Source organism: Streptomyces sp. ICBB 8177 (genome assembly GCF_003144095.1).
In the GTDB taxonomy this organism is placed as follows: Bacteria; Actinomycetota; Actinomycetes; order Streptomycetales; family Streptomycetaceae; genus Streptantibioticus_D.
This window is the reverse complement of record NZ_NSKH01000024.1, coordinates 431431-456233: the sequence shown is the minus strand read 5'-3', so window position 1 is coordinate 456233 and position 24803 is coordinate 431431. Positions and strand designations below refer to the sequence as shown.

Sequence of the window (24803 nt, the reverse complement as noted above, 5' to 3'; positions counted from 1 at the left end):
TGTGTCGTGCATGACGGCGGACTGTGGGCACAATTGTCCTTGGCTTGAAGACAGAGCGTGCAACGGATGGGGAGGCAGGAACGACGGTGGCGGAGCGCAGCACGGCTGCCGTCGACGTGGCCAACGAGAGCGGCGAGGCGCCGCTCGCCGCCGGTGCGGGCGGGGCCACGGGCGACAGCGACAAGGGCCAGAGCGAAACCCAGGACGCTGGGGGACAGGACGCGGAGCAGATCAGCATCGAGGAGACCGCGCCGAGCACGCCGACCCCCGAACCACCCGAACTCCACAGCGGCCACAAGCTCGCCCGCCGCTACCGTCTCGAGGAATGCGTCACCCGCCTTGAGGGCTTCAGCAGTTGGCGCGCCGTCGACGAGAAGCTGCGCCGCGCGGTGGGTGTCCACCTGCTGCCCGCCGACCACCCCAGAGCACGTTCTGTCCTGTCCGCCGCCCGCTCCGCCGCTCTGCTGGGCGACCCGCGCTTCGTCCAGGTCCTCGACGCCGTCGAGGAGAACGACCTCGTCTACGTCGTCCACGAATGGTTGCCGGACGCCACGGAACTGAGCGCCGTACTGGCCGCCGGGCCGATGGAGGCCTACGACGCCTACCAGCTCGTCAGCCAGGTCACCCAGGCCATGACCGCCGCCCACCGTGAAGGCCTGTCACATCTGCTGCTCAGCCCCGGCTGCGTCCTGCGTTCGGAGTCCGGCCAGTACCGCATCCGCGGGCTCGCTGTCGCCGCGGCCCTGAGGGGCGTCACTTCTGACCGTCCCAAGCGCACCGACACCGAGGCGATCGGCGCCCTGCTGTACGCGGCACTCACCGCCCGCTGGCCGTACCAGGAGGACGCCCACGGGCTCACCGGACTCCCGGAGGACCTCGGTCTGGTCGCCCCCGACCAGGTGCGGGCCGGCGTGCACCGCGGGCTGGCCGAGCTGGCGATGCGGGCGCTGGTCAACGACGGCGCGACCCCCTCACGCCAGGAGCAGCCCTGCACCACGCCCGAGGAACTGGCCAAGGCGGTCGCGGCGCTGCCGCGCATCCGGCCTCCGGAGCCGGTCGCCCCGGCGTTCCCGCAGCCCGGCTACCGGCAGCCGCCGGCCCGGCCCGCCCAGCCCGCCGCGACCCGTCCGATCGCTCACGCCACGCAGCCCCCACCGCCCCCGCTGGCCGGCCGGACCGGCAAGGTGCTCAAGTGGGGCGTCGCCGCCCTGCTGATCGCCGCTCTCGGCCTGGGCAGCTGGCAGGTCGCCGACACCCTGATGAACCGCGAGGACACCCCGGCCCCCACGCCGTCCGTCCAGCCGCAGAAGGGCAGCGCGACCGGGGGCGCAGGCCACGTGACGAACCAGCCTCTGCGCATCGTCGGCGCACAGGAGTACGCACCGGACGGGATCACCGAGGACCCGGGCGACGTCGGCCTGACCTACGACGGCAATCCGTCCACGTACTGGCACACCAAGTCGTTCGACGACGGTCCCGTCCTCGCCCCGTTCAAGCCGGGCGTCGGCATCGTCTACGACCTCGGTTCCGCGCAGAAGGTCGGCAGCGCCTCGCTGACCTTCCACTATGGGGGCAGCTACACCACCGCCACCCTCTACGCGGCTGATTCGCTCTCCACCTCGGCGTCTCCCTCCAGCCTCCACAAGCTGGGCACTGTCACAACCGACACCACCAGTGCGAAGCTGTCGGTGAGCAGTCCCGTCTCGACGCGCTACGTCGTGCTGTGGTTGACGGCCGTGCCGAAGGCCGGGGCTGACGGCTTCAGCAGCCCTGGCTACAAGCAGGGCATCGCCGAAGTGTCATTCACCGGCTGAGCCACCTGTACGAGGAGGGGGCGTGACGTTGGGCGAGGGCCCGCCGCAGGAGTCCGGTGACGCGGAGCTCCTGGCCCGGCACGTGGCGGGCGACCCCGACGCCTTCGGCGAACTCGCCCGGCGGCACCGCGACCGGCTCTGGGCGGTCGCGGTACGCACCCTCGGCGACCCCGAGGAGGCGGCCGACGCTGTCCAGGACGCGTTCGTCTCGGCGTTTCGGGCCGCTCACACCTTCCGGGGGCAGTCGGCGGTCACCACCTGGTTGCACCGGATCACGGTCAACGCTTGTCTCGACCGGGCCCGCAAGGCCGCCTCGCGTCGCACCGACGCCGTGTCCGACACCGATCAGCTGGAGACGCTGCTCGAACCTCACGAGTCCGCCGCCGCCCCGGCCGAGCGAGGGGAACTGCACCGGGAACTGATCGGCGCTCTTGCCACCCTGCCACCCGACCAGCGGGCCGCGCTGGTGCTGGTGGACATGCAGGGCTATCCGGTCGCGGAAGCGGCGCAGATCCTGGACGTGGCCCCGGGGACCGTCAAGAGCCGGTGCGCCCGCGGCCGCGCCCGATTGCTGCCACTCCTCACCCACCTGCGGGCCACGAGCAGGGATAGCGCAGGCCAGGGCGGGGGAAGGAACCGGACGCAGGCGACATCCGTCCCAGGGACGGCAGCGAATCGTCAGGACGCCGTGAAGGGCGGAGGTGGGCAGCAGTGACAACCACGCCCGGCACTCACGGATCCGCCCAGGTGCATCCCGAGGTCGCGGAGATCTCGGCGTTCTCGGAAGGCATCCTGCCCCCCGAGCAGACCACCCGGGTGCGCGACCACCTCGCGGCCTGTGAGCTGTGTGCCGACGTCCGCGACTCGCTGGACGAGATCCGTGGCCTGCTCGGTACCCTCCCCGGCGTACCGCGCATGCCGGACGACGTGGCGCGGCGTATCGATGCCGCGCTGGCCGCCGAGGCGCTGGTCAACGCCGGCACCCCGGAGCCGTCGCAAACGGCCGACGCCGCGCCCGGTGTTTCACGTGAAACAGCGTCTGCGAGCAGCCGCCCGCCAGGGCACGCGGCATCCGCCACCGGTCCGGGACGGGTGCGTCCCAAGCGCCGCCGCGTACGTGTCGTGCTGGCCGCAGCCTGCGCCGCCGCGGTTCTGGGCCTCGGCGGGGTCCTGGTCACGTCCCTGGGATCTGGGGGTTCCGGTGGTGACGTCGCGGGCAGCCCCCATCCCGCGCAGGTCGGCACCTTCTCCGGGACGCAGTTGCCTACCCGTGTCCACCAACTGCTCGGGTCCGCGGGAAGCGCCTCGTCCATGAAGCCCAACGGCCACGTGGGGCAGAACACACCGTTCGCCACCCAGGCCACGCCGCCGGTGCCGGGGTGCGTGCTGAAGGCCACCGGGCGTTCCGACACCCCGATCGCCTTCACGCGCGGCAGCTACGACGGCCACTCCTCCTATCTGCTGGTCCTGCCGCATCCCGCCGATCCCTCCCGCGTCGACGCCTACGTGGTGGACGCGACCTGTGAGAGCGTGCCGCCGTCCGGGACGGGTACGGTCCTGGCCGAGCAGACCTACCGTCGCTGACGTACACGGCTTAGCGCACGCCGCAGCGGTGGGCAGCCCGGGAATGCCCGCGCCGTAGGATCCGTTAGGCGGGGTGAGACGTCCCCGCGAGGGTTCCGCAGCCAGTAGTCGTCAGAGACGAGGAAGACAGCCGTGAGCGATGTCCGCAACGTGATCGTCATCGGGTCCGGACCGGCGGGCTACACCGCCGCGCTCTACACCGCCCGGGCCTCCCTGAAGCCGCTCGTCTTCGAGGGCGCGGTGACCGCCGGCGGCGCGCTGATGAACACGACCGAGGTCGAGAACTTTCCCGGCTTCCGTGACGGCATCATGGGCCCGGACCTGATGGACAACATGCGCGCCCAGGCCGAGCGCTTCGGTGCCGAGCTGGTCCCGGACGACGTGACCGAGGTCGACCTCACCGGGGACATCAAGAAGGTCACCGACTCCACCGGCACCGTGCACCTCGCCCGGGCGGTCATCGTCACGACCGGCTCGCAGCACCGCAAGCTCAACCTGCCCAACGAGGACGCGCTGTCCGGCCGTGGCGTCTCCTGGTGTGCCACGTGTGACGGGTTCTTCTTCAAGGACCAGGACATCGCCGTCATCGGCGGCGGCGACACCGCGATGGAGGAGGCCACCTTCCTTTCCCGGTTCGCCAAGTCCGTGACCGTCGTCCACCGCCGTGACACCCTGCGCGCCTCCAAGGCGATGCAGGAGCGGGCGTTCGCCGACCCGAAGATCTCCTTCGTCTGGGACAGCGAGGTCTCCGAGATCCACGGCGAGGGCAAGCTGTCCGGCCTGACGCTGCGCAACGTCCGCACCGGCGCCACGTCCGAGCTGCCGGTGACCGGTCTGTTCATCGCGATCGGCCACGACCCGCGCACCGAGCTGTTCAAGGGCCAGCTGACGCTGGACGACGAGGGCTACCTCACCGTGGACGCCCCCAGCACGCGCACCAACGTGACGGGTGTCTTCGCGGCCGGCGACGTCGTCGACCACACCTACCGCCAGGCGATCACCGCCGCGGGCACCGGCTGCTCCGCCGCCCTGGACGCCGAGCGCTACCTCGCCGCGCTCACCGACTCGGAGAAGACCGCCGAGCCGGAGAAGACCGCGGCCACCGTCTGACCGACCCGCCTCATCCACCCACCGCCCCCACATCGCCAGACCAGAGGAGAAAGTGACCATGGCGCTCAAGGCCGTGACCGACGCGACGTTCGACGAGGACGTCCTCAAGAGCGACAAGCCCGTGCTCGTCGACTTCTGGGCCGACTGGTGCGGTCCGTGCCGTCAGATCGCTCCGTCGCTGGAGGCCATCGCCGCCGAGCACGGCGACAAGATCGAGATCGTCAAGCTCAACATCGACCAGAACCCGGCCACGGCCGCGAAGTACGGCGTGATGTCGATCCCGACGCTCAACGTCTACAAGGGCGGCGACGTCGTCAAGACGATCGTGGGCGCCAAGCCGAAGGCCGCCATCGAGCGTGACCTCAGCGACTACATCGGCTGACCGCCGCACTGTTTCACGTGAAACAGGCCCGCCCCGGAAGGGGCGGGCCTGTTCTCGTTCAGGAGGCTGAAAGGCCGCAGTTAGAGCGGACGCAGTGCCGGCTCCTTCTGGACGGCGCCCAGGAGCCGGTCGATGGCCATCTCGACGTCCTCCTTCCACGACAGCGTCGACCGCAGATCGAGACGCAGGCGGGGATAGCGAGGATGCGGCCGCACCGTCTTGAAACCCACCGCCGTCAAGTGGTCGGCAGGCAACAGGCACGCGGGCTCCTCCCAGCGGGCATCGCCGAACGCCTCGATGGCCTTGAAGCCACGCCGGACGAGATCCTTGGCCACCGTCTGCACCAGCACGCGCCCCAGCCCCTGCCCCTGGTACCCCGGCAGGATGCGCGAGGTCATCAGCTGCACGGCGTCCGGTGAGACCGGGCTCGTGGGGAACGCCGTCGAGCGCGGCACGTAGGCGGGCGGGGCGTAGAGCACGAAGCCCGCCGGGACATCATCCACGTAGACCACCCGGCCGCATGATCCCCATTCGAGGAGCACGGCGGAGATCCACGCCTCCTTCTCCAGCTCGGGCTTCCCGGCCTGGGCGGCTGCCTCGCCGCTGACGGGGTCGAGTTCCCAATAGACGCAGGCCCGGCAGCGCTTAGGCAGATCGGGGAGGTTGTCCAGAGTGAGCGGGACGAGTCGGCGGCCCATGGGTCCAGACCTCATCTCTGTGTGTCCGTGCACCCCGGCTGCGCTGGTGGCGCGCCGGAGCGAGCGCGGGGATGCGCCATGCCCATCCGCATCGTAACCGGGCCGAGACCACTCGGACACCGAGACTCCCGGGACGACGTGGAACCGACGGACAACCCGCCATGGACGAAGCGAAAGGGCGGTTGGTGTTCCCGTGGAACACCAACCGCCCGTCACGCGCCCCCCGGCGACCGTTGGCCGCCGGGGTCCTGCTTCACTCGTCCGCGTCGGACTCCGACTCGGCCTCGGCCAGGCTCTGTTCGAGAACCCTTCCCTCTCCCGGGGCGATGGTGCCGAGGATGCGCTCCAGATCCTCTATCGACGCGAACTCGACGACGATCTTTCCCTTGCGCTGCCCCAGGTCCACCTTCACCCGGGTGTCGAAGCGGTCCGACAGCCGCGTGGCGAGATCGCTGAGGGCGGGCGACAACCGACGACCCGCGCGCGGGCCCTTCGGCTTCTTCGCCGCGCTCGGCTCCGACGCCATCAAGGTGACGATCTCCTCGACGGAGCGCACCGAGAGCCCCTCGGCCACAATGCGCTGGGCCAGCCGGTCCTGCTCCTGGACGTCGTCCAGCGCGAGGAGGGCGCGGGCGTGTCCGGCGGACAGCACGCCCGCCGCCACCCGACGCTGGACCGGAGCGGAGAGCTTCAGCAGCCGCAGCGTGTTGGAGACCTGGGAGCGGGAGCGTCCGATCCGGTCGGCCAGCTCCTCATGGGTGCACTTGAAGTCCTGGAGAAGCTGGTCGTAGGCCGCGGCCTCTTCCAGAGGGTTCAGCTGCGCGCGGTGCAGGTTCTCCAGCAGCGCGTCGAGGAGCAGCTTCTCGTCCTCGGTGGCGCGTACGATCGCCGGGATCCGCGTCAGACCGCTCTCGCGGCAGGCTCGCCAGCGACGCTCGCCCATGATGAGCTCGTACGCGGACGGCCCGGTCTGGCGCACCACGACCGGCTGGAGCAGACCCACCTCCTTGATGGAGGTCACCAGCTCGGCCAGAGCGTCCTCATCGAAGACGTCACGCGGCTGACGGGGGTTGGGCTTGATCGCGTCGATCGGCAGCTCGGCGAAGTGAGCGCCGGCGACCGTGGCCATCGACTCCGCGTCCGGCATGGCCGCTGCCTCGGTTTCACGTGAAACCGGGATGTCCACCACGGGGGAGACCGCTCGGTCACCGTGGTCCGGCAGACCGGCGACCTTGGCCGCCGCGACGCCACGTTCCTGGGTCAGTACCGGAACGGCCGACGGTGAGGTGGCTCCTGCCCCCTTCGGCACGGACTTGTCGCCGCTCGGTGCTGCGGGGATCAAGGCACCGAGCCCTCGGCCCAATCCCCTGCGTCGCTCGCTCACTTGATCCCCTCCGACATGCTGTGCTGGCCGTACTCATTGTTCTGGCGAGCGATGTGAGCATCCTGGCCGTCGTATTCGACGTTGAGTCCGCCGGCTCCCCGCAGCGCCATCTCGCGCGCCGCCTCCAGGTAGGACAGCGCACCGCTGGAGCCCGGATCGTAGGTCAGCACCGTCTGCCCGTAGCTGGGGGCCTCGGAGATGCGGACCGAGCGCGGGATGCTGGTACGCAGCACTTCGGCGCCGAAGTGGCTGCGGACTTCTTCCGCGACCTGGGCGGCGAGCCGGGTCCGGCCGTCGTACATGGTCAGCAGGATGGTCGAGACGTGCAGCTTTGGGTTGAGGTGACCGCGTACGAGGTCGACGTTCCTCAGCAGCTGCCCCAGCCCCTCCAGCGCGTAGTACTCGCACTGGATGGGGATCAGCACCTCGGCACCGGCGACCAACGCGTTGACCGTCAACAGGCCGAGGGACGGCGGGCAGTCGATGAGGATGTAGTCCAGCGGCTGCTCGTACGCCTCAATGGCACGCTGTAGGCGGCTCTCGCGAGCCACCAGGGAGACCAGTTCGATCTCGGCGCCGGCCAGGTCGATGGTGGCGGGCGCACAGAAGAGGCCTTCGACGTCATGGACCGGCTGGACCACGTCGGACAGTGGCCCGCCTTCCACCAAAACGTCGTAGATGGACGGCACTTCGGCATGGTGGTCAATGCCCAGCGCGGTGGACGCGTTGCCCTGAGGGTCCAGGTCGACCACGAGCACCCGGCCACCGTGCAAGGCGAGCGAGGCGGCCAGATTGACGGTGGTCGTGGTCTTGCCGACCCCGCCCTTCTGGTTGGCGACCACGATCACTCGGGTCTGGTCGGGGCGAGGGAGGCCTTCTCCGGCCCGGCCCAGCGCCTCCACGGCCAATTGGGCGGCCCGGCCGATCGGGGTGTCATCCATGGGGGGCAGCGTTTCACGTGAAACATCGCCCCCTGTCGATTCACTACGGGGGCCGGGGACCGGGTCGGTCATCGGTCCCGCGGCATTGGCGTCGGACCGCAAGGGTTCACTCTCCTCGACTGCAAGCTCGTGATGCGAAGAGCCTGCCATGCTTTCCGGGTTGTGAACCAGTGAGGTCCCTTCTCCTGTGGATGAATCTGCTTTTGTGGATAGATCCGTCACCTGGTTGGGCTTACGCGAGCGCGCCTCGGCCGCAGCGCGGCCACGGCTGAGGATTCCTGGCAGCAAGGAGCGACGTTTCACGTGAAACACGATGCACAGAGCGGCGCCCGCTCAGTCCACGACACTCCGAAATATGTAGGTTTGGCCGTTTGTATGGAGCACAGCCACGCCCGCGCGGAGGCGAGCCCCACCCGACCGCGCGGTCATGGCGGGTCCGACTGGAGCACGCAGCCGATCCCGGCGCACTCAGCGAGCCGACCCCGACCCGACCGCCAGGTCAGCGGCGGTGACGACTACCGCTGCTGCGCACCGGGCGGTTCGCGCGGGCGGCCTTGGCACGCCGCGTTGCCGCCCGCACCCCGCCCGGGCTCTCACCGACCAGCACACGCACCACAGTTGACGGAGGGTCGACCAGACCGGAGCCCGCCAGGACCACACCGGTCTCCACCGCGCCGAGCCGGTCCAGCGCCGCACGCGCCGCCTTCAGCTCCTCCTCCGCGGTGTCGCCCTTCAACGCGAGCATCTCGCCGTGCGGCCGCAGCAAGGGCAGACCCCAGCCGGCCAGCCGGTCCAGCGGAGCGACCGCGCGGGCCGTGACCACGTCCACCTGCGGCAGGTGGCCGATCATCTCCTCGGCCCGGCCCCGCACCACCTCGACGTTGTCCAGTCCGAGCAGGGAGACGACCTCCTCCAGGAAGGTCGTGCGACGCAGCAGCGGCTCCAGCAGGGTGATCCGCAGATCGCCCCGGGCCAGCGCCAGCGGAATTCCCGGCAGTCCGGCACCGGAGCCGACGTCGCACACCGAGACGCCGTCCGGCACCACGTCGGAGAGCACGGCGCAGTTCAGCAGGTGGCGCTCCCACAGCCTCGGCACCTCGCGGGGCCCGATCAGCCCTCGGCGCACCCCGGCGTCGGCGAGCAGCTCGGCGTACCGCACGGCGTCGGCGAACCGATCGCCGAAGATCTCGCGCGCCTGCTCGGGTGCGGGGGGAAGCTCGGCTGCTGCCTCCGTCACGGGGACGTCCCTTCGGTTACGGCGGATCGCAGTAGGGAATCCGCTCACTACCAGGCTGACAGGTGTCGGCCCCGCCTGCGTCGTGGTCGGGAGCCTTCCCGAACCGCAGGCGGGGCCTAGAGGAATTCACATGAGGAACGGAGCCCGCAAGGACCCCGCGTACTGCGGTCAGGCCGGAAGAACGACCACCCTGCGCTGCGGCTCCTCGCCCTCCGACTCGCTGCGCAGCCCCGCCGCCGCCACCGCGTCGTGCACGACCTTGCGTTCGAAGGGGGTCATCGCCCGCAGCTTGACCGGCTCACCGGAGGTCTTGGCATCCTGGGCCGCCTTGGTGCCCAGCTCGGTCAGCTCGGCACGCTTGCGGGCCCGGAAGCCACCGATGTCCAGCATCAGGCGGCTGCGGTCACCGGTCTCCCGGTGCACCGCGAGGCGGGTCAGCTCCTGGAGCGCCTCCAGCACCTCGCCGTCCCGGCCGACCAGCTTCTGCAGGTCGCGGCCCGTGGAGTCACCGACGATCGACACGGCGGCCCGATCGCCCTCGACGTCCATGTCGATGTCCCCGTCGAGGTCGGCGATGTCCAGCAGCCCTTCGAGGTAGTCGGCGGCGATCTCGCCTTCCTGCTCCAGGCGGGTCAGGGCGTCCTCGCCCTCGACGACGGGGGTGTTGCCTTCCGTCACGGATGGACTCCTATCCATATGCGGATCCGTGCTGCGGATCCGGCGCCCGGATCCTGCGTGCGTGCGCTGTACCGCCGGACGCCGTACCACTGGCGCCACGGGGGGCTGGAGCGCCGCGGACTACTTCTTCGACGGGTGCTTGGGCCGCTGCTGGCCCTTGCGCTGCGGGCCGCCCTTGGCGCCGCCCGAGGACTTCCCCGGCTTGGCCGCACCCTTGGCGGGGGCGTCCTTGGCCGGCGTCTCCTTCTTCGTACCGGCTCCGTCGGCGGAAGCGGAAGCGGAAGACGAAGACGAGACGGAGGAGTCGGACGAGCCGGAGGACGCGGCGGTCGGTTCACCGGAGCCGGACGTCCCTGTGGACGAGGGGGCACCGGTCGTGCCGGAGTGCTGGCGCTGGGCCTTGGTCTGCCGCTTCGGCTGCTGGCGGCGGACCGGCTGGCCGCCTTCGGCGGTGCGGGCCTTGGCGGCCGGCTCCTCGGCCAGCTTGCCCTTGGCCTTCAGGCGCTCCTGGCGCTCCTTGAACGCGATGCTGCCCGGGGTGGGGTTGCGGCGGATGACGACCATCTGCTGACCCATGGTCCACACGTTGGTGGTCAGCCAGTAGACCAGGACACCGACGGGGAAGTTGATGCCGAAGACGGCGAACATCACGGGGAAGACGTACATCAGCATCTTCTGCTGCTGCATGAACGGCGTCTTCACCGTCATGTCGACGTTCTTGGTCATCAGCTGGCGCTGCGTGTAGAACTGCGACGCCGACATCAGGACGATCATGACGATCGTGACGATCCGCACATCGGTTGCCGAGGCGCCGAGCGAGGTGATCTTGCTGGCGCTGTCGGTGAACTTGACCGACAGCGGGGCACCGAAGATGTGCGCCTTACGCGCGCTGTCCAGCAGGTTCGCGTGGATCACGCCGACCTGGTGGCCGCTGGCGATGTTGTGCAGCACGCCGTACAGGGACATGAAGAACGGCGACTGGACGATGATCGGCAAGCAGCTCGAGAGCGGGTTGGTACCCGACTCCCGGTACAGCTTCATCATCTCTTCGGACTGGCGCTGCTTGTCGTTCTTGTAGCGCTCCTGGATCGCCTTCATCTTCGGCTGGAGCACCTGCATGTTCCGCGTCGCCTTGATCTGCTTGACGAACAGCGGGATCAGGCAGATGCGGATCAGCACCACCAGCGAGACGATGGACAGCCCCCACGCCCAGCCGCTGTCCGGATTGAAGACCAGGCTGTACAGCGAGTGGAACTGGACGATGATCCAGGAAACAGCGGTGTAGAGGGGACTCAGAATCGTTCCCACTTAACAGGCTCCTTGGGCAGTGGGCTGGGTCTCGGCGGCCCGGTCGGCGCCGGCGGCCGGCTGGCCGCTGGGTGTCTTCCGCAGGGCTTGGCGAAGCCGAGCGTGCCACGGCGGGCGTTTGCGGGGCGGCACGTGATCCACGCCGCCGAGGGACCACGGGTTGCATCGCAGGATGCGCCAGACGGTCAGGGCCGTGCCCTTCACCGCCCCGTGCGTGGCGATGGCCTGGTACCCGTAGTGGGAACAGGAGGGGTAGTACTTGCAGACCGGCCCGAGGAGCGGGCTGATGGTCCACTGGTACAGCTTGATCAGCCACATCAACGGATACTTCATTTCACGCCCCCTCCCCCCAGTAGCCGCCGCAGTGCGGCGTCCAGGTCGCGGGCCAGGGCTGTGTGATCCGCGGTACCGGCGCCTGGCAGTGCCCGTACCACCACCAGGCTACCCGCGGGCAGCGCGGAGAGCCGATCGCGCACGAGATGCCGCAGGCGCCGCTTGACCAGGTTGCGCTGGACGGCACCGCCGACGGCCTTGCTCACGACGAAACCCGCACGCGCCGGGGGAGCACTCCCCCCCGTAGCGTGCGGGTCCGTGGTCTGACCTTCTCGCAGGTGCACGACGAGCAGCGGGCGTCCGGCCCGGCGCCCGCGTCGTACCGCGGTCGCGAAGTCCTGGCGCCGCCTCAGCCGGTTCTCGGTGGGCAGCACAGCATGACCCGTGCGAACTCAGGCGGACAGGCGCGCGCGGCCCTTGCTGCGGCGCGACGCGAGGATGGCGCGACCGGCACGGGTGCGCATGCGCAGCCGGAAGCCGTGGGTCTTCGCGCGGCGGCGGTTGTTCGGCTGGAAGGTGCGCTTGCTCACTCGGGGACTCCAGGAATGCTTGTCGTCTCGGTCGAGACGGGCGTGGGGCGTCGCTTGGCTGTCACCGTGCGCCCACGAAGTCTCGCGATACGCCCTAGGTGCACCGCTGATCCAGCCACTCGAGGTGGTCTGTGCCCTTCGTAAGGCAGGCGGCAGCAGCCATCGACAACTCGACCTCGCCACGGTACGCGGGGCTACGCCATCCGGTCAAACCGCGCCGGAGGGCGCGACGCGCCGACCCCTCCCACCGAACCACACCCCGCCCGGGCATGGCACATTTGTACACACCCTGTGGACAACGACTTGAACCACGTACGCGGCGCTGACTACCGTGGCCGAACCCAGTAACTCCGACCCAACCCGGCATCTTTCCCGCACATCCCAGGAATCACACCTTCGTGGGAGGCCAAGGACGCCAGGGTGCCAGGGGCGGAGCCGGTGCCCGCCCCGACCGAGAGCCGACCGCCCACCCCACCGACCGATCGAGAGAGCGTGCACTGTGGCCGATGTGACTGCCGATCTTGCCGCAGTGTGGCCGCGGGTGCTCGAACAGCTCCTCGCCGACGGCCAGGGGGTCGAGGCCAAGGACCGGCGCTGGCTCAACGCCTGCCAGGCGCTCGCCCTGGTCGCCGACACCGCGCTGCTGGCCGCGCCCAACGAGTACGCCAAGGGCGTGCTGGAGGGCCGGCTGCTTGACGTGATCACCGAGGGACTGGGCCGCGAGTTCGGCCGTCCGATCAGGATCGCGATCACCGTCGACTCCAGCGCCGACCCCGGTGCGTCGGCGCCCGCGCCCGCCCCGCAGCGCACGGCCCCCGTGCCGCAGCAGGCGTCCGCGCCGCCGTCCTACGGGGAACAGCGACGCGAGCAGCGGCCCGAGTACGACGACTACGGGCGGGCCGGTGACGACGAGCCCACGATGCGGCGCGCCTACCCCGACTATCCGGGTGGCCGCGAGCTGCCCGGTGCCTGGCCGCGCCCCGGCGGGGCGGACCCGTACGGCGGCGGAGCGGTCGGCGGCGGCCCAGGGGGCCCCTCAGGCCCTGCCGGACAGGGTCCCGGTCGCGGCCAGGACCACGGTCACGGCCGCGGTCACAGGGACTCCGGCGACTGGCAGCAGCCGCTGCACGACGGGTTCGACGGCCGCGATCCGTACGGGAACGCCACGCCGCCCGGACCGCGCAAGGAGTACGGCAAGGACTACGGCAAGCGGGACGATCGCGACGCGTACAAGCGGGACGAGTACGCCGAGCCCGGCTACGGCCGGCAGTCCGGCTACCCGCAGTCGCAGCCGCACCAGCTCCCGGAACGCCCCGGCGGCGGCGTGCGCCCCGGCGAGCAGCCCCCGTTGCCCGCCCCCAGCGGCGCCCCCGGTCCGCTGGCCGCGCAGCCCGCGCCCGCGCCGGGCCCCGGTGAGCCGACCGCGCGGCTGAACCCGAAGTACCTCTTCGACACCTTCGTCATCGGCGCCTCGAACCGCTTCGCGCACGCCGCCGCGGTCGCGGTCGCCGAGGCGCCGGCCAAGGCGTACAACCCGCTGTTCATCTACGGCGAGTCCGGTCTGGGCAAGACGCACCTGCTGCACGCCATCGGCCACTACGCGCGCAGCCTCTACCCGGGCACCCGGGTGCGGTACGTCAGCTCGGAGGAGTTCACCAACGAGTTCATCAACTCCATCCGCGACGGCAAGGGCGACACCTTCCGCAAGCGCTACCGCGAGATGGACATCCTGCTCGTCGACGACATCCAGTTCCTGGCGCAGAAGGAGTCGACGCAGGAGGAGTTCTTCCACACCTTCAACACCCTGCACAACGCGAACAAGCAGATCGTGCTCTCCTCCGACCGGCCGCCCAAGCAGCTGGTCACCCTGGAGGACCGGCTGCGCAACCGCTTCGAGTGGGGCCTGATCACCGACGTCCAGCCGCCCGAGCTGGAGACCCGGATCGCGATCCTGCGCAAGAAGGCGGTGCAGGAGCAGCTGAACGCGCCGCCGGAGGTACTGGAGTTCATCGCGTCACGGATCTCGCGCAACATCCGCGAGCTGGAGGGCGCGTTGATCCGGGTGACCGCCTTCGCGAGCCTCAACCGGCAGCCGGTGGACCTGCAGTTGACGGAGATCGTCCTGAAGGACCTGATCCCCGGCGGCGAGGACGCGGTGCCCGAGATCACCGGCAACGCGATCATGGCGGAGACGGCCGCGTACTTCGGGCTGACGGTGGACGACCTGTGCGGGTCGTCCCGCAGCCGGGTGCTGGTGACCGCGCGGCAGATCGCGATGTACCTGTGCCGCGAGCTGACCGACCTGTCGCTGCCGAAGATCGGCGCGCTGTTCGGGGGCCGCGACCACACGACGGTGATGCACGCGGACCGCAAGATCCGCGCGCTGATGGCGGAGCGGCGTTCCATCTACAACCAGGTCACGGAGCTGACCAACCGCATCAAGAGCTAGCCGTCCGGCCCGCCGGGCCGGACCTGCCTGTGGGCGTGAGGAGGACTTCCTCCCCACGCCCACAGTCGTTTTGAGGGTCGGGACGGCGCCGCCCGCGCGTGAGGCCTGCCCGGTGGCGCCTGAGGTCCGCCTGGCGCCCCGAGCACGGCGGCAACCGTGCCTGAGTGCCAGAGGACGGCGTGGCCTGAGGACAGCGGGCGCGGCTTCTGAGGACGACGGGGCACCTGAAGACGGCACCCCCGGCCCCGCCTCCCCGCTCCATCCCGCCTCCCTCCGCGCCTCCGAAGGCCCGCCAGAACCTCCAGGGCCGCCAGGCCTCTGTTCGAATCCGCAGGTCAGAGCACCCCTCGTCCACAGAATCCGGGCGCACCCGCTGTCCACAGCCTGGGGAGAGCGGAGTTGTCCCGAATCTCTCCACAGCGGTGTCCGCCGGAAGATCGTCACCGCTGGTCAGAAGGGTGTGGAAATGTGGTTAACCCTCCTCCACAGACTGTGGACAACGACCGTGCCCACCAAGGCGGTTCGCGGTTGTCCACTGCTCGCCCACAGGCGGACCGGAGTTATGAACAGCTTCTCCACAGCTCTGTCCACTGTTCGGCAACGAAACGGGTCCCGTCGCCGGATGGAGTGAAAGGCGTCACACCAAGGTGCTGGATTGGCCTGGGGACAACGTGGGTATTCCTGGGGACGAGTCTGGGGAGAACCCCGGGTCACCTGTGCATCGGGTGTGCACAACTTCCGGCCGTCCACAGCGGGGCCGGGTTGTCCACCGGCTCCACCCACAGGCGCGGTGGATAAAAAATCGCCTCTGACCTGGGCAGGAACCGGTTATCCACGGTATCCACACCCCCTATTACTACGACTACACGTAGAGAGCGAGCGAGCAAGATCGAAGTCGGGCCTGTGCACAACCGGGCCGCGAGCTCGCCGCGACCCGAGGTCCCGGCTTGACCCAACCCGCACCTGATGTCAGTGGCGTGCGTCAGACTGTTCTCCGGCAGATGGCCGTGAGGACGGTCGGTACAGACAGCCAGCAAGCCAGAAACAGCAGGAGGCGGTTCCGGTGAAGTTCCGGGTGGAGCGCGACGTACTCGCGGATGCAGTGGCCTGGGCAGCCCGGAGTCTCCCCGCCCGCCCTCCGGCCCCGGTCCTCGCCGGACTGCTGCTGAAGGCCGAGGACGGCCAGCTGAGCCTGTCGGCCTTCGACTACGAGGTCTCGGCCCGGGTCTCCGTCGACGCGGAGATCGACGAGGAGGGCACCGTCCTCGTCTCCGGCCGCCTGCTCGCCGACATCTCGCGGGCACTTCCCAACAGGCCTGTGGAGATCTCCACCGACGGCGTGCGGGTCACCGTGGTCTGCGGCAGCTCGCGATTCACACTCCACACCCTGCCTGTGGAGGAGTACCCGGCCCTTCCGCAGATGCCGACCGCCTCCGGTTCCGTCCCCGGTGAGGTCTTCGCCGCCGCCGTCTCCCAGGTCGCCGTCGCCGCCGGCCGCGACGACACCCTGCCGGTGCTCACCGGTGTCCGCATCGAGATCGAGGGCGACACCGTCACGCTGGCCGCCACCGACCGCTACCGGTTCGCCGTCCGCGAGTTCCTGTGGAAGCCCGAGGTGCCGGACATCTCGGCCGTCGCGCTGGTCCCGGCCAAGACCCTGCTGGACACCGCCAAGGCCCTGACCAGCGGCGACACCGTCTCGCTCGCGCTGGCCGGAGCGGGCCAGGGCGAGGGCCTGATCGGCTTCGAGGGCGCCGGCCGCCGCACCACGACCCGTCTGCTCGAAGGCGACCTGCCCAAGTACCGCACGCTGTTCCCGACCGAGTTCGCCTCGGTCGCGGTGATCGAGACCGCGCCGTTCGTGGAGGCCGTCAAGCGCGTCGCGCTGGTCGCCGAGCGCAACACCCCGATCCGGCTGAGCTTCTCCACAGGCGTGCTGACCCTGGAGGCCGGTTCCAGCGACGACGCACAGGCTGTGGAAAGGGTCGACGCCCAGCTGGAGGGCGACGACATCTCGATCGCGTTCAACCCCACCTTCCTGCTGGACGGTCTGAGCGCCATCGACTCCCCGGTCGCGCAGCTGTCGTTCACCACCTCGACCAAGCCCGCGCTGCTCAGCGGCCGCCCCGCGATCGACACCGAGGCGGACGACGCGTACAAGTACCTGATCATGCCGGTGCGCCTGTCGGGCTGATAGGGGCCCACGCCCGCCCCTCCCCGGCTCCCCGCCGCCCCGGCTGTCGCGGCCCCCGCGTCCCGGCCCGGCACCGGTCGCACCGTCCGCCGCGCCCGGCGCCGGGCCGGGACGTAGGCTCGGACCTACGGTCAGGCACGCATCGAACGAAGGATCAGTGATGGAGCTCGGTCTCATCGGTCTCGGCAAGATGGGCGGCAACATGCGCGAGCGCATCCGCCGCGCCGGCCACACCGTCGTCGGGTACGACCGCAACCAGGACCTCGCCGACGTCCCCAGCCTCAAGGCGCTGGTGGACGCGTTGCAGGGCCCGCGGGTGGTGTGGGTGATGGTCCCGGCGGGCGAGCCCACCCAGGCGACGATCGACGAGCTCGGCCAGTTGCTGTCCCCCGGCGACGTCGTGGTCGACGGCGGCAACTCCCGCTGGACGGACGACGAGAAGCACGCGGCGGAGCTGGCCGAACGCGGCATCGGTTTCGTCGACTGCGGTGTCTCCGGCGGCGTCTGGGGCCTGCAGAACGGCTACGCCCTGATGTACGGCGGCGACCCGGAGAACGTGGCGAAGGTCCAGCCGATCTTCGACGCGCTCAAGCCCGAGGGCGACTTCGGCTCGGTGCACGCGGGCAAGGTCGGCGCCGGCCACTTCGCCAAGATGGTCCACAACGGCATCGAGTACGCGATGATGCAGGCGTACGCCGAGGGCTGGGAGCTGCTGGAGGCCGTCGACTCGGTCACCGACGTGCGCGAGGTCTTCCGTTCCTGGCGGGAGGGCACCGTCATCCGCTCCTGGCTGCTGGACCTCGCGGTCAACGCGCTGGACGACGACGAGCACCTGGAGAAGCTGCGCGGCTTCGCGCAGGACTCCGGGGAGGGCCGCTGGACGGTCGAGGCGGCCATCGACCACGCGGTGCCGCTGCCGGCGATCACCGCGTCGCTGTTCGCCCGCTTCTCCTCGCGGCAGGACGACTCGCCGTCGATGAAGATGGTCGCGGCGCTGCGCAACCAGTTCGGCGGTCACGCGGTCGAGGCCAGCGCGGACAAGGCCAAGTAGTCACGCCGCAGGCAGGTCGAGAGGAACAGGAGGCCGGCGCCGGCCACTTCGCCGGAGCCACCGCACGCGATGCACGTAGCGCACCTCTCGCTCGCCGACTTCCGTTCCTACGCCCGGGTCGAGGTCCCGCTCGACCCGGGCGTCACCGCGTTCGTGGGTCCCAACGGCCAGGGCAAGACCAACCTCGTCGAGGCCGTCGGCTACCTGGCGACCCTCGGCAGCCACCGGGTCGCCTCGGACGCCCCGCTGGTGCGCATGGGCGCGGAACGCGCGGTGGTGCGTGCCGCCGTGACCCACGAGGACCGGCAGCAGCTGGTCGAACTGGAGATCAACCCTGGCCGCGCCAACCGCGCCCGGATCAACCGCTCCTCGCAGGTGCGCCCGCGCGACGTGCTGGGGATCGTGCGCACCGTGCTGTTCGCGCCGGAGGACCTGGCGCTGGTCAAGGGCGATCCCGGCGAGCGCCGCCGGTTCCTCGACGAGCTGGTCACCCTGCGCGCGCCGCGGATGGCGGGGGTGCGGCAGGACTACGAGCGGGTGCTGCGGCAGCGCAACACCCTGCTGAAGTCCGCCGCGCTGGCCCGCAGGCACGGCGGCGGACGCGGGGCGGACCTGTCCACGCTGGACGTGTGGGACCAGCATCTGGCGCGCCACGGCGCGGAGTTGCTCGCCCAGCGGCTCGACCTCGTCGCGGGCCTGGAACCGCTGACCGACAAGGCGTACGAGCAACTGGCCCCCGGCGGCGGCCCGGTGGGCCTGGACTACCGCCCGTCCAGTGAGACCGGCCAGGCGCGCTCGCGCGAGGAGCTGTACGAGGCGCTGATCACCGCGCTGGAGGGGGCGCGCAAGCAGGAGATCGAGCGCGGGGTCACGCTGGTCGGGCCGCACCGCGACGACCTGCTGCTGAAACTGGGCGAGTTGCCCGCCAAGGGGTACGCGAGCCACGGCGAGTCCTGGTCGTACGCGCTGGCACTGCGGCTCGCCTCGTACGAGCTGCTGCGCGCCGACGGCGAACGCGCGGGCGGCGAACCGGTGCTGATACTGGACGACGTCTTCGCCGAGCTTGACGCCCGGCGCAGGGACCGGCTGGCGGAACTGGTGGCTCCGGGCGAGCAGGTGCTGGTGACGGCGGCGGTCGACGACGACGTGCCCGGGGCGTTGTCCGGGGCACGCTTCCGGGTCGCGGGCGGCGAGGTGGAACGCGTATGACCGGACGGCAGCACTCCGACGGCCCCGGCGCATCCGGCCCCGGCCCCGGCCCGGGCCCCGCATCCGGCTCCCGACCGGGCCCGGGCCCCGCATCCGGCTCCCGACCGGGCCCGGGCCCCGCATCCGGCTCCCGACCGGGCCCGGGCCCCGCATCCGGCCCCGGCCCCGCGCCCACTCCCGCGTCGGTCCCCGGCGCCGGCGCCCCCCTGTCCGGCGTCGACCTCGCCCGCGTCGCCCTGCGCGCCGCCAAGGAGCAGGCCCGGGCCCGCGGCGCCGCCGCCCAGGAACGCCGGCAGGCCCGGCGCGGCGGTCTGCGCTCCGGAGCGCGCGCCGACGGACGCGATCCGCTCCCGCTGGGCGCCGCCATCAGCCGCCTGATCACCGAACGCGGCTGGGAGGCCCCGGCGGCGGTCGGCGGTGTGATGGGCCGCTGGCCGCAGATCGTGGGGGACGAGGTGGCCAAGCACTGCGAGCCGGAGAGCTACGACGAAGGCGAGCGGGTGCTGACGGTGCGGTGCGACGCGACGGCGTGGGCCACCCAGCTGCGGCTGCTCGCCCCGCAGCTGGTCGCCCGGCTCAACGCGGATCTCGGCCACGGCACGGTGAAGCTGATCAGGGTCCTTGGTCCCACCGGCCCCACCCGTACCTATGGTCGCTTGCGTGCCCCGGGCAGCACGGGACCGGGTGACACCTATGGGTGACGTACGTCTCACTTTCGGCCGCTCGCGCCGGGCGGCCGTCACAGTGGTCATCACGGGACGTTCCACCCCGTTCCGGACCGGCGCGGGCTGTAATCGCGGCGAAGCCCTGAGCGCCCGCGTGAGCCGCCTGGAGTCCAGGGCCGCGTATGGGGAGTCGGCGCAAGCCCTCCGGGACCGGCACATGGGAACTCAGGCACCGGCAAACCCCCCTCTCTGTCGCCGCTACCGGTAGACTGGGCAGTAGTCCGCCCGCCTCTGCCACCGGCAGGGGAGACCTCGCGGAACCTGTCGAACGACGCAGCCGCTCCGGCGTGCCCGGAGTCGGCTCGTGCTGTGCCAGAAAGGGCGCTTCGTGGCCGATTCCGGCAACCCCAACGAGAACCGCACACCCACCGCCGGTACCGGCGCGCCCGCGGACGGCGCGGCGTCCGAGACCGCCTCGCAGAACGGCAAGGCGGCGGGCGGCGCTTCGTACGACGCCAGTGCGATCACCGTCCTCGAAGGCCTCGACGCGGTCCGCAAGCGTCCCGGCATGTACATCGGGTCGACCGGTGAGCGCGGTCTGCACCACCTCGTCTACGAGGTCGTGGACAACTCGGTCGACGAGGCGCTGGCCGGGCACGCCGACACCATCGACGTGACGATTCTCGCCGACGGCGGCGTGCGCGTGGTCGACAACGGCCGCGGCATCCCGGTCGGCATCATCCCGTCCGAGGGCAAGCCCGCGGTCGAGGTCGTGCTGACGGTGCTGCACGCGGGCGGCAAGTTCGGCGGCGGCGGCTACGCGGTCTCCGGCGGCCTGCACGGCGTGGGCGTCTCCGTGGTCAACGCGCTGTCCACCCGGGTCGCCGTCGAGGTGAAGACCGACGGCCACCGCTGGACCCAGGACTACAAGCTGGGCGCGCCCACCGCGCCGCTGGCGCAGCACGAGGCGACCGACGAGACCGGCACCTCGGTGACGTTCTGGGCCGACGGCGACATCTTCGAGACCACCGAATACTCCTTCGAGACGCTCTCGCGGCGCTTCCAGGAGATGGCGTTCCTCAACAAGGGCCTGACCATCTCGCTGACCGACGAGCGCGCCGAGCACGTCGACGAGGACGGCAACCCGCTGTCGGTGCGGTACCACTACGAGGGCGGCATCGTCGACTTCGTGAAGTACCTCAACTCCCGCAAGGGCGAGGTCATCCACCCCTCGGTGATCTCCGTGGAGGCCGAGGACACCGAGCGGCTGCTGTCGGTGGAGCTGGCGATGCAGTGGAACTCCCAGTACACCGAGGGGGTCTACTCGTTCGCCAACACCATCCACACCCACGAGGGCGGCACCCACGAGGAGGGCTTCCGCGCCGCGCTGACCGGCCTGGTCAACCGCTACGCGCGCGAGAAGAAGCTGCTGCGCGAGAAGGACGAGAACCTCAGCGGTGAGGACATCCGCGAGGGCCTGACCGCGATCATCTCGGTGAAGCTGGGCGAGCCGCAGTTCGAGGGCCAGACCAAGACCAAGCTGGGCAACACCGAGGCGAAGACGTACGTCCAGAAGGTCGTGCACGAGCACCTCACCGACTGGTTCGACCGCAACCCCAACGAGGCCGCCGACATCGTCCGCAAGGGCATCCAGGCCGCCACCGCCCGGGTCGCCGCCCGCAAGGCGCGCGACCTGACCCGGCGCAAGGGGCTGCTGGAGAGCGCGTCGCTGCCCGGCAAGCTGTCGGACTGCCAGTCCAACGACCCGGCCAAGTGCGAGATCTTCATCGTCGAGGGTGACTCCGCGGGCGGCTCGGCCAAGTCCGGCCGCGACCCGCAGTACCAGGCGATCCTCCCGATCCGCGGCAAGATCCTCAACGTGGAGAAGGCCAGGATCGACAAGATCCTTCAGAACCAGGAGATCCAGGCCCTCATCTCCGCCTTCGGCACCGGCGTCCACGACGACTTCGACATCGCGAAGCTGCGCTACCACAAGATCATCCTGATGGCGGACGCCGACGTCGACGGCCAGCACATCAACACCCTGCTGCTGACCTTCCTGTTCCGCTTCATGCGGCCGCTGGTCGAGGCCGGGCACGTCTACCTCTCCCGTCCGCCGCTGTACAAGATCAAGTGGCGGGAGAACGACGTCGAGTACGCGTACTCCGACCGCGAGCGCGACGCGCTGATCGAGCTGGGCAAGCAGGCCGGCAAGCGCATCAGGGACGACTCGGTGCAGCGCTTCAAGGGTCTCGGCGAGATGAACGCCGAGGAACTGCGGGTGACCACCATGGACATCGACCACCGGGTCCTCGGCCAGGTCAGCCTGGACGACGCGGCCCAGGCCGACGACCTGTTCTCCGTCCTGATGGGCGAGGACGTCGAGGCACGGCGCTCGTTCATCCAGCGCAACGCCAAGGACGTCCGCTTCCTCGACATCTGAGTCGGCCTGCCCACCAGCCGGACCGCGAAAGGACTTTGACCAGCAATGGCCGACGAGACCCCCATCACCCCCGAGGGCTCCCCCACGCCCGTCACGCCGGAGGGCGGCCCGGCCGCCGTCGAGGGCGTCGGGATGCGCGTCGAGCCGGTCGGGCTCGAAACCGAGATGCAGCGCAGCTACCTCGACTACGCGATGAGCGTGATCGTCTCGCGTGCGCTGCCGGACGTGCGCGACGGGCTCAAGCCGGTGCACCGCCGGGTGCTGTACGCGATGTACGACGGCGGTTACCGGCCCGAGAAGGGCTTCTACAAGTGCGCCCGCGTCGTCGGTGACGTCATGGGTACGTACCACCCGCACGGCGACGCCTCGATCTACGACGCCCTGGTGCGCCTGGCGCAGTCCTGGGCGATGCGGATGCCGCTGGTGGACTCCAACGGCAACTTCGGTTCCCCGGGCAACGACCCGGCCGCCGCCATGCGGTACACCGAGTGCAAGATGGCGCCGCTGTCGATGGAGATGGTCCGGGACATCGACGAGGAGACCGTCGACTTCCAGGACAACTACGACGGCCGCAACCAGGAGCCGACGGTCCTGCCGTCGCGCTTCCCCAACCTGCTGATCAACGGTTCCGCCGGCATCGCGGTCGGCATGGCGACCAACATCCCGCCGCACAACCTGCGCGAGGTCGCCGAGGGCGCCCAGTGGTACCTGGCCAACCCCAACGCCTCCGCCGAGGAACTGCTCGAAGCCCTGATGGAGCGCATCAAGGGCCCGGACTTCCCGACCGGCGGCCTGGTCGTCGGCCGCCGCGGCATCGAGGACGCGTACCGCACCGGGCGCGGCTCGATCACCATGCGCGCGGTCGTCGAGGTCGAGGAGATCCAGAACCGCCAGTGCCTGGTCGTCACCGAGCTGCCGTACCAGGTCAACCCGGACAACCTCGCGCAGAAGATCGCCGACCTGGTCAAGGACGGCAGGATCGGCGGCATCGCCGACGTGCGCGACGAGACCTCCTCGCGCACCGGCCAGCGCCTGGTGATCGTCCTGAAGCGGGACGCGGTCGCCAAGGTCGTGCTCAACAACCTCTACAAGCACACCGACCTGCAGACCAACTTCGGCGCCAACATGCTGGCGCTGGTCGACGGCGTGCCGCGCACCCTGTCGCTGGACGCGTTCATCCGCCACTGGGTGACGCACCAGATCGAGGTCATCGTCCGCCGCACCCGCTTCCGGCTGCGCAAGGCGGAGGAGCGCGCCCACATCCTGCGCGGTCTGCTCAAGGCGCTGGACGCCATCGACGAGGTCATCGCGCTGATCCGGCGCAGCGACACCGTCGAGACCGCGCGCGGCGGCCTGATGGACCTGCTGCAGATCGACGAGATCCAGGCCAACGCGATCCTGGAGATGCAGCTGCGCCGGCTGGCCGCCCTGGAGCGGCAGAAGATCGTCGCCGAGCACGACGAACTCCAGGCGAAGATCGACGAGTACAACGCGATCCTCGCCTCGCCCGAGCGGCAGCGCGGCATCATCAGCGAGGAACTGAACGCGATCGTCGAGAAGTACGGCGACGACCGGCGCAGCCAGCTGGTGCCCTTCGACGGCGACATGTCCATCGAGGACCTGATCGCCGAGGAGGACATCGTCGTCACCATCACGCGTGGCGGCTACGTCAAGCGCACCAAGACCGAGCACTACCGCTCGCAGAAGCGCGGCGGCAAGGGCGTGCGCGGCACCCAGCTGAAGCAGGACGACATCGTCGACCACTTCTTCGTCACCACCACGCACAACTGGCTGCTGTTCTTCACCAACAAGGGCCGCGTCTACCGCGCCAAGGCGTACGAACTCCCCGACGCCGGGCGGGACGCGCGCGGTCAGCACGTCGCCAACCTGCTGGCGTTCCAGCCGGACGAGCACATCGCGCAGATCATGGCGGTGCGCGACTACGAGGCCGCGCCCTACCTGGTGCTGGCCACCAAGTCCGGTCTGGTGAAGAAGACCCCGCTCAAGGACTACGACTCCCCGCGGGCCGGCGGCGTCATCGCGATCAACCTGCGCGCGATGGACGACGGCCGCGAGGACGAGCTGATCGGCGCCGAGCTGGTCTCCGCCGAGGACGACCTGCTTCTGATCAGCCGCAAGGCGCAGTCCATCCGCTTCACGGCCACCGACGACGCGCTGCGGCCGATGGGCCGGGCGACCTCGGGCGTGAAGGGCATGAGCTTCCGCGAGGGCGACGAACTGCTGTCGATGAACGTGGTGCGGGCCGGTACCTTCGTCTTCACCGCCACCGACGGCGGCTACGCCAAGCGGACCCCGGTCGATGAGTACCGTGTCCAGGGCCGGGGCGGTCTCGGAATCAAGGCGGCGAAGATCGTCGAGGACCGCGGCTCCCTGGTCGGTGCCCTGGTGGTCGAGGAGAGCGACGAGATCCTCGCCATCACCCTCGGCGGCGGCGTCATCCGCACCCGCGTCAGCGAGGTGCGGGAAACCGGCCGTGACACCATGGGCGTCCAACTGATCAACCTGGGCAAGCGGGACGCCGTCGTCGGCATCGCCCGCAACGCCGAGGCAGGCGCGGAGGCCGAAGAGGTCGACGCGGACGGCGCCCCCGCAGCGGAGGCCGCCGAAGAGGCCGAGGGCGCCGTGCCCGCGGCCGACGAGTCGCAGGAGTAGGACGTGACAGGAGCCGGGGACGCCACCTCGGGTGACGCGCGGGCGACGGCCCTCGCGGGCGGCGCTCCGGCTCCGTCGGCACGACAGCCAGCGACGCTCAGGGACCACCACAGCGCGACG

Annotated in this window: 21 protein-coding genes; 12 read left to right on the top strand and 9 right to left on the bottom strand. The window is 70.4% G+C overall.

The window, feature by feature from the left end:
- Positions 1-86 precede the first annotated feature (86 nt).
- The 5 genes from CK485_RS28360 to trxA all read left to right on the top strand — a co-directional run bounded on the left by CK485_RS28360 (position 87) and on the right by trxA (position 4890).
- Positions 87-1814 (top strand): protein kinase family protein, encoded by a 1728-nt coding sequence (locus tag CK485_RS28360; protein WP_109454762.1) that lies wholly within the window; start codon positions 87-89, stop codon positions 1812-1814.
- Between the two features lie 28 nt (positions 1815-1842).
- Entirely contained in the window at positions 1843-2529 is a 687-nt protein-coding gene (gene sigM, locus CK485_RS28355) for an RNA polymerase sigma factor SigM (RefSeq protein ID WP_109454816.1), read from the top strand.
- Complete coding sequence (locus CK485_RS28350; protein ID WP_109454761.1) at positions 2526-3398, top strand: zf-HC2 domain-containing protein; 873 nt, start codon at positions 2526-2528, stop codon at positions 3396-3398. The genes sigM and CK485_RS28350 overlap by 4 nt, the downstream gene beginning before the upstream one ends.
- 132 nt (positions 3399-3530) lie before the next feature.
- Complete coding sequence (gene trxB, locus CK485_RS28345; RefSeq protein ID WP_109454760.1) at positions 3531-4508, top strand: thioredoxin-disulfide reductase; 978 nt, start codon at positions 3531-3533, stop codon at positions 4506-4508.
- Positions 4509-4566: 58 nt separating this feature from the next.
- Positions 4567-4890, top strand: a complete 324-nt coding sequence (gene trxA / locus CK485_RS28340; RefSeq protein WP_199239556.1) for a thioredoxin — start codon at positions 4567-4569, stop codon at positions 4888-4890.
- An 80-nt stretch (positions 4891-4970) separates the two neighbouring features.
- Here trxA and CK485_RS28335 read toward each other — a convergent pair whose 3' ends face one another.
- The 9 genes from CK485_RS28335 to rpmH all read right to left on the bottom strand — a co-directional run bounded on the left by CK485_RS28335 (position 4971) and on the right by rpmH (position 11999).
- A complete protein-coding gene (locus CK485_RS28335; RefSeq protein ID WP_109454758.1) occupies positions 4971-5588 on the bottom strand; it encodes a GNAT family N-acetyltransferase in 618 nt (205 codons plus the stop codon).
- A gap of 253 nt (positions 5589-5841) precedes the next feature.
- Entirely contained in the window at positions 5842-6972 is a 1131-nt protein-coding gene (locus CK485_RS28330; protein WP_109454757.1) for a ParB/RepB/Spo0J family partition protein, read from the bottom strand.
- A complete protein-coding gene (locus CK485_RS28325; RefSeq protein WP_109454756.1) occupies positions 6969-8063 on the bottom strand; it encodes a ParA family protein in 1095 nt (364 codons plus the stop codon). The genes CK485_RS28330 and CK485_RS28325 overlap by 4 nt, the downstream gene beginning before the upstream one ends.
- A 349-nt stretch (positions 8064-8412) precedes the next feature.
- Positions 8413-9150, bottom strand: a complete 738-nt coding sequence (gene rsmG, locus CK485_RS28320) for a 16S rRNA (guanine(527)-N(7))-methyltransferase RsmG (RefSeq protein WP_109454755.1) — start codon at positions 9148-9150, stop codon at positions 8413-8415.
- A 168-nt stretch (positions 9151-9318) separates the two neighbouring features.
- Positions 9319-9846 (bottom strand): R3H domain-containing nucleic acid-binding protein, encoded by a 528-nt coding sequence (locus CK485_RS28315; protein WP_109454754.1) that lies wholly within the window; start codon positions 9844-9846, stop codon positions 9319-9321.
- Between the two features lie 102 nt (positions 9847-9948).
- A complete protein-coding gene (gene yidC / locus CK485_RS28310; RefSeq protein WP_109454753.1) occupies positions 9949-11136 on the bottom strand; it encodes a membrane protein insertase YidC in 1188 nt (395 codons plus the stop codon).
- Positions 11137-11469: a membrane protein insertion efficiency factor YidD gene (yidD, locus tag CK485_RS28305; protein ID WP_109454752.1), complete on the bottom strand. Its 333-nt coding sequence runs from the start codon at positions 11467-11469 to the stop codon at positions 11137-11139. It lies immediately after the preceding gene.
- On the bottom strand, positions 11466-11843 hold the full coding sequence (rnpA, locus tag CK485_RS28300; protein WP_109454751.1) for a ribonuclease P protein component: 378 nt from the start codon (positions 11841-11843) through the stop codon (positions 11466-11468). The genes yidD and rnpA overlap by 4 nt, the downstream gene beginning before the upstream one ends.
- An 18-nt stretch (positions 11844-11861) precedes the next feature.
- A complete protein-coding gene (rpmH, locus tag CK485_RS28295) occupies positions 11862-11999 on the bottom strand; it encodes a 50S ribosomal protein L34 (RefSeq protein WP_003956500.1) in 138 nt (45 codons plus the stop codon).
- Between the two features lie 499 nt (positions 12000-12498).
- Here rpmH and dnaA point away from each other — a divergent pair, with 499 nt between their 5' ends.
- The 7 genes from dnaA to gyrA all read left to right on the top strand — a co-directional run bounded on the left by dnaA (position 12499) and on the right by gyrA (position 24683).
- Complete coding sequence (dnaA, locus tag CK485_RS28290; protein ID WP_109454750.1) at positions 12499-14448, top strand: chromosomal replication initiator protein DnaA; 1950 nt, start codon at positions 12499-12501, stop codon at positions 14446-14448.
- Between the two features lie 1063 nt (positions 14449-15511).
- Entirely contained in the window at positions 15512-16642 is a 1131-nt protein-coding gene (gene dnaN / locus CK485_RS28285) for a DNA polymerase III subunit beta (protein ID WP_109454749.1), read from the top strand.
- A 160-nt stretch (positions 16643-16802) separates the two neighbouring features.
- Positions 16803-17693, top strand: a complete 891-nt coding sequence (gnd, locus tag CK485_RS28280) for a phosphogluconate dehydrogenase (NAD(+)-dependent, decarboxylating) (protein ID WP_109454748.1) — start codon at positions 16803-16805, stop codon at positions 17691-17693.
- A 69-nt stretch (positions 17694-17762) separates the two neighbouring features.
- The gene (recF, locus tag CK485_RS28275; RefSeq protein ID WP_109454747.1) at positions 17763-18902 is read left to right on the top strand and encodes a DNA replication/repair protein RecF; all 1140 of its coding nucleotides are present in this window, start codon (positions 17763-17765) and stop codon (positions 18900-18902) included.
- Between the two features lie 206 nt (positions 18903-19108).
- Positions 19109-19603 (top strand): DciA family protein, encoded by a 495-nt coding sequence (locus tag CK485_RS28270; RefSeq protein WP_109454815.1) that lies wholly within the window; start codon positions 19109-19111, stop codon positions 19601-19603.
- A 328-nt stretch (positions 19604-19931) separates the two neighbouring features.
- Entirely contained in the window at positions 19932-22010 is a 2079-nt protein-coding gene (gene gyrB, locus CK485_RS28265) for a DNA topoisomerase (ATP-hydrolyzing) subunit B (RefSeq protein WP_109454746.1), read from the top strand.
- 45 nt (positions 22011-22055) lie between these two features.
- Positions 22056-24683 carry a DNA gyrase subunit A gene (gyrA, locus tag CK485_RS28260; RefSeq protein WP_109454745.1) on the top strand — a complete coding sequence of 876 codons (2628 nt, stop codon included), beginning with the start codon at positions 22056-22058 and terminating at the stop codon, positions 24681-24683.
- Positions 24684-24803: the final 120 nt, after the last annotated feature.